This is a genomic window from Pantoea pleuroti (assembly GCF_014156615.1).
Classification (GTDB): domain Bacteria; phylum Pseudomonadota; class Gammaproteobacteria; order Enterobacterales; family Enterobacteriaceae; genus Pantoea; species Pantoea agglomerans.
The window spans coordinates 1-5074 of the sequence record NZ_SBFD01000005.1; the positions used below are offsets into that span (position 1 = coordinate 1).

General features: G+C 50.1%; 4 protein-coding genes, 4 tRNA genes and 1 rRNA gene. 8 read left to right on the forward strand and 1 reads right to left on the reverse strand.

Annotated features, from left to right (window positions below; all coding sequences use genetic code 11):
• The first annotated feature begins 125 nt into the window (after positions 1-125).
• The 3 genes from rrf to birA all read left to right on the forward strand — a co-directional run bounded on the left by rrf (position 126) and on the right by birA (position 2385).
• Positions 126-241: ribosomal RNA gene (gene rrf / locus EPG66_RS13110) — 5S ribosomal RNA — on the forward strand.
• A 150-nt stretch (positions 242-391) separates the two neighbouring features.
• Positions 392-1429 (forward strand): UDP-N-acetylmuramate dehydrogenase, encoded by a 1038-nt coding sequence (gene murB, locus EPG66_RS13115; RefSeq protein ID WP_182687177.1) that lies wholly within the window; start codon positions 392-394, stop codon positions 1427-1429.
• Positions 1426-2385, forward strand: a complete 960-nt coding sequence (birA, locus tag EPG66_RS13120; RefSeq protein ID WP_010261004.1) for a bifunctional biotin--[acetyl-CoA-carboxylase] ligase/biotin operon repressor BirA — start codon at positions 1426-1428, stop codon at positions 2383-2385. The genes murB and birA overlap by 4 nt, the downstream gene beginning before the upstream one ends.
• Before the next feature lie 43 nt (positions 2386-2428).
• Here birA and coaA read toward each other — a convergent pair whose 3' ends face one another.
• On the reverse strand, positions 2429-3376 hold the full coding sequence (gene coaA, locus EPG66_RS13125; protein WP_083070741.1) for a type I pantothenate kinase: 948 nt from the start codon (positions 3374-3376) through the stop codon (positions 2429-2431).
• 778 nt (positions 3377-4154) lie between these two features.
• On the opposite strand from coaA, the gene EPG66_RS13130 reads away from it, so the two are divergent.
• The 5 genes from EPG66_RS13130 to EPG66_RS13150 all read left to right on the forward strand — a co-directional run.
• Positions 4155-4230 (forward strand) — tRNA-Thr (locus EPG66_RS13130).
• Positions 4231-4237: 7 nt separating this feature from the next.
• A tRNA-Tyr gene (locus tag EPG66_RS13135) sits at positions 4238-4322 on the forward strand.
• A gap of 191 nt (positions 4323-4513) precedes the next feature.
• Positions 4514-4588, forward strand: a tRNA-Gly gene (locus EPG66_RS13140).
• 5 nt (positions 4589-4593) lie between these two features.
• Positions 4594-4669: transfer RNA gene (locus EPG66_RS13145), tRNA-Thr, on the forward strand.
• Between the two features lie 108 nt (positions 4670-4777).
• Positions 4778-5074 (forward strand): GTP-binding protein (locus tag EPG66_RS13150; RefSeq protein WP_246379363.1); only part of this gene is annotated, 297 nt, incomplete at its 3' end.

Genomic DNA, 5074 nt, shown 5'->3' on the forward strand with positions numbered 1-5074 from the left:
TAACCGGTACTAATGACCCGTGAGGCTTAACCTTACAACGCCAGAGGCGTTTTTGAGAGACACGATTTTCAGCCTGTACCGGATATATCTGCGCGGCCTTACGGGCGGCGCGGAGACAGAATTTGCCTGGCGGCTTTAGCGCGGTGGTCCCACCTGACCCCATGCCGAACTCAGAAGTGAAACGCCGTAGCGCCGCTGGTAGTGTGGGGTCTCCCCATGCGAGAGTAGGGAACTGCCAGGCATTAATTAAGTGAAGAAGCCCCGCACAGTAGTGCGGGGCTTTTTCACGTCTGCAGATCGTGAAAAACCTCATCATAACCCCCGAAAACAGCCTGAGAACCCCTCTCTGATACGGTAAACTACGGCCAGATAACTCAGTAAAGGCCGTCAAATGTCCAGCCAGCATCTCTCCTTAAAAGCCGACAATACGCTTGGGCTTGAAGTACATACACAGAAACGCATCGTCGCCGAGACGCCAGCCGCCATTCTGGTAGCATGGCAGGCCAGCCAGAGTGATCAAACGCCTTTTCTCGTGCTCGGTGAAGGCAGTAATGTCCTCTTCCTGGAAGATTTTGCCGGTACAGTGGTGCTGAACCGCATCAAAGGCATCAAAATTCAGGATGAATATGAGTGCTGGAAATTGCATGTCGGGGCAGGTGAGAACTGGCATCAGCTGGTTAAAAGCACGCTGGAAAAAGGGATCACGGGCCTGGAAAATCTGGCGTTGATCCCCGGTATGACAGGTTCGGCACCGATTCAGAACATAGGCGCTTATGGCGTGGAATTAAAAGACGTCTGCGAATACGTGGATGTACTTAATCTGCACAATGGTCAGACAGAACGTCTCGATCGTGAAGCCTGCGAGTTTGGCTATCGTGACAGCATTTTTAAACATCACTATCAGTCAGGCTATGTCATCGTCGCGGTCGGGATAATATTGCCTAAGCAATGGCAACCGGTATTAACCTACGGCGATCTGAAAACGCTCAATCCGGTGACCGCCAATGCCTGGGATGTCTATCATGCGGTATGCCAGATGCGGCAGAGCAAATTACCCGATCCTAAAGTCACCGGTAATGTAGGCAGCTTTTTTAAAAATCCTGTAGTCACCGAGGCGCAGTGCAGCTCACTACTGACGCATTTTCCGGCTATGCCACACTATCTGATGCCAAATGGTGAAATCAAACTGGCAGCAGGATGGCTGATCGATCAGTGCCAGCTGAAAGGTTATCGCATCGGGGGCGCGGCAGTTCACCAGCAACAGGCACTGGTGCTGATCAACGCTGAAAATGCCACACCCGACGATATCGTTGCGCTGGCAAAAACCGTGCGAGCTCAGGTTGGTGAAAAATTCGATGTCTGGCTTGAACCCGAAGTGCGCTTTATTCAGGCGCAGGGTGAGTGTAATGCCATCGGGGTGATCGCATGAAAGATCATAATGTTCCGCTAAAGCTGGTTGATATCTTATCTGATGGTGAGTTTCATTCCGGTGAGCAGTTGGGTGAAACGCTGGGCATGAGTCGCGCAGCCATAAATAAGCATATCCAGACGTTAAAAAGCTGGGGTCTTGATGTCTATACCGTGACAGGTAAAGGTTACAGTCTTTCTGCCCCGATACAGCTGCTGGATGAGCAGGCGATACTCTCACAGGTTACGCAGGGTAACGTCTCGGTAATCCCGGTGATTGATTCCACAAATCAGTATCTGCTGGAACGTATGCATGAAATGGAGTCGGGTGCTGCCTGCATTGCGGAATATCAGCAGGCGGGTCGCGGCCGTCGTGGGCGTCAGTGGTTTTCGCCCTTTGGCGCGAACCTCTACATGTCTATGTACTGGCGTCTGGAGCAGGGGCCGGCAGCGGCGATGGGTCTGAGCCTGGTAATTGGCATTATCATGGCTGAGACATTACGTTCATTAGGGGCCGATGATGTCCGCGTAAAATGGCCCAATGATATTTACCTGAACGATCGTAAACTGGCGGGTATTCTGGTTGAACTGACAGGTAAAACCGGCGATGCTGCGCAGATCGTGATTGGTGCCGGGATTAACCTGGCGATGCGAACAGCCGATGCATCACAGATTAATCAGGGCTGGATTAACCTGCAGGAGGCCGGGGTAACGGTAAACCGTAATGAGCTGGCGGCACGTCTGATCAACAGTCTGCGCGAAGCTCTGCCGCTCTTTGAGCAGGAGGGATTAACCCCGTTTGTCGCACGCTGGGCTGCGCTGGATAACTTTATTAACCGGCCGGTTAAGCTGCTTATCGGTGAACGTGAGGTCCATGGTATTGCGCGAGGCGTAGACAGCCAGGGTGGTCTGTTACTGGAACAGGATGGCGAAATAAAAGCCTGGGTGGGTGGAGAAATATCACTGCGTCCTGTCTGAGTAAAAAAAGCCTGCAGAAACGCAGGCTTTTTTATGACTGCAGTTATTTACGTAAGCGAACCTTATCGACTGCATGATCGCCACTTTTGGTCATAATCAGGCTGGCTCGTTCGCGCGTCGGCAGGATATTTTCCTGCAGGTTAAGCCAGTTAATTTCTTTCCATAAATTGCCAGCAATTTCAACCGCTTCTGCCTCTGAAAGCTGGGCGTAATGATGGAAATAGGAGTCCGGATTGGTAAATGCGCCCTGGCGGAATTTCAGGAATCGATTGATATACCAGCTTTGCAGGAGATCTTCCTCTGCATCAACATAGATAGAAAAATCGACGAAGTCTGAAACAAAGACATGATGGGGATCGTGGGGATAGTCCATTCCACTCTGTAATACATTCAGACCTTCCAGAATAAGAATATCAGGCTGCTGTATCACTTTATCGCCATCAGGGATGACATCATAAGTCAGATGTGAATAGACCGGAGCGGTCACCTGACTGGCTCCCGACTTCAAATCGGAGACGAAATTGACCAACCGGTGCATGTCGTAGGATTGCGGGAATCCTTTTTTCTTCATTAACCCACGCTCTTTCAGCACGGCATTAGGATGAAGGAAGCCATCAGTAGTGATCAGTTCGACTTTGCGATGTTCAGGCCAGCGGCTGAGCAAAGCCTGCAAGACACGTGCAGTCGTGCTTTTACCGACCGCTACGCTACCCGCAATACTGATGATATAGGGAATTTTCTGGCCATTGGTGCCCAGAAATTGCTCCAGTACGGCCTGCCGGCGAACGTTAGAACTTATATAGAAATTAAGCAGACGCGAAAGTGGCAGATAAATTTCCGCTACTTCCTCCAGCGAGAGATCCTCGTTGATGCCCTCCAGCTGCGCGATCTCTTCCTCTGACAGCGTCATAGGAACGGAATCACGTAATGCAGCCCATTGCTCACGAGTGAACTCTAAATAAGGCGTTGTCAGGGGGGTCGTTTTATCCATAAGCATGCATCTGACCGCAAATTCATGGCTATCAACCGCGTGTTATCCGATAAGCAGGACAGCACAGGTGAAGTGAATCACGAATCGCTGGTTTATCAGTGAGAACAATGGGCTGGAGGGTATCACCAGTATGGCTTTTAACAGAAGTAAAAAGATAAACGTGCTCTCGCTTTCGTCGGCATACCCACAAAACATCATAGTAGCTTTAATTTTTACTGCTTTATCGTTGTTTATGATATTGCAGGTCATCACAGCGCATGTGCGGCTTTTATCTGCTTTTTACATCTGACTACGTCTGAATGACAAAACGCCGCCATAAGGGCATATAGAGAGGCTGAGGCGGTACAGATTCAATCTGTCCCATGAGGACTAAAGCAAAAGAACAAACGGTAAAGCGTCATTTTGAACGACTCCACGGCAGGTCATCGTCGTACCGACATAAGGGACACGCATGTCAAAACGGCCTGCTTTCTACAGAAAAGTGCCTGCACATGAAAAAAACAGCGCAGGCGAGGTCAAAAAAGCATCGTTCGGTACAGGCGTGTGAAATAAAAATGCTGCCTGCAGATTATTTACCTGCTGAAAAGCGACCCGGAGAAAGGCGTGAGGCAATAGCGCGAGCCGACTGAACCTATGAAAACAGGACCAGATTGCACAAATATTCTGCACAAAAACACTAAAATGCGATGATTTGCACAAATAGTAAGCGATAGAAAAAAATAAGCGATTTTTTAGTTGCATCCAGAGCCCGACCTTCCTAGAATGCGCACCACTTGATGCCGGCTTAGCTCAGTTGGTAGAGCAACTGACTTGTAATCAGTAGGTCACCAGTTCGATTCCGGTAGCCGGCACCATCAAGTAGGTGGGATTCCCGAGCGGCCAAAGGGAGCAGACTGTAAATCTGCCGTCACAGACTTCGAAGGTTCGAATCCTTCTCCCACCACCATCTCAACCTCGCGGTTGGGTACGCAGATGAACAACCTGTTTATCTGCCAGGTGAGTCACTTATCACCCTGAATTCAGACTGAGCGTTAGCGAAGTCAAAGTCGGTCAGCTTCGCTGACAGGCAGTAGATAGTAGAGAAACATCTCTGTTATCTACAAGCTACAGAAAGAACAGGTAGCCGAGTTCCAGGATGCGGGCATCGTATAATGGCTATTACCTCAGCCTTCCAAGCTGATGATGCGGGTTCGATTCCCGCTGCCCGCTCCAGATGTGCTGATATGGCTCAGTTGGTAGAGCGCACCCTTGGTAAGGGTGAGGTCCCCAGTTCGACTCTGGGTATCAGCACCACTTCCTTTAATCTCCCTCCTGATTTTCTCTGTAACTTCCTTGCAGTCAGGCATTGCCTGGTTAATGTGATGATATCATTGATATATCCGTGTCTTAGAGGGACTAGCGATGGCTAAAGAGCAATTTCAACGTAACAAACTGCACGTAAACGTGGGCACCATCGGTCACGTTGACCACGGTAAAACCACCCTGACTGCAGCTATCACTACCGTACTGGCTAAAACCAACGGCGGCCAGGCTCGTGCATTCGATCAGATCGACAGCACGCCTGAAGAAAAAGCCCGCGGTATCACCATCAACACCGCACACGTTGAGTATGAGACTGCTGCACGTCACTACGCTCACGTTGACTGCCCAGGCCACGCCGACTATGTGAAAAACATGATCACCGGTGCTGCGCAGATG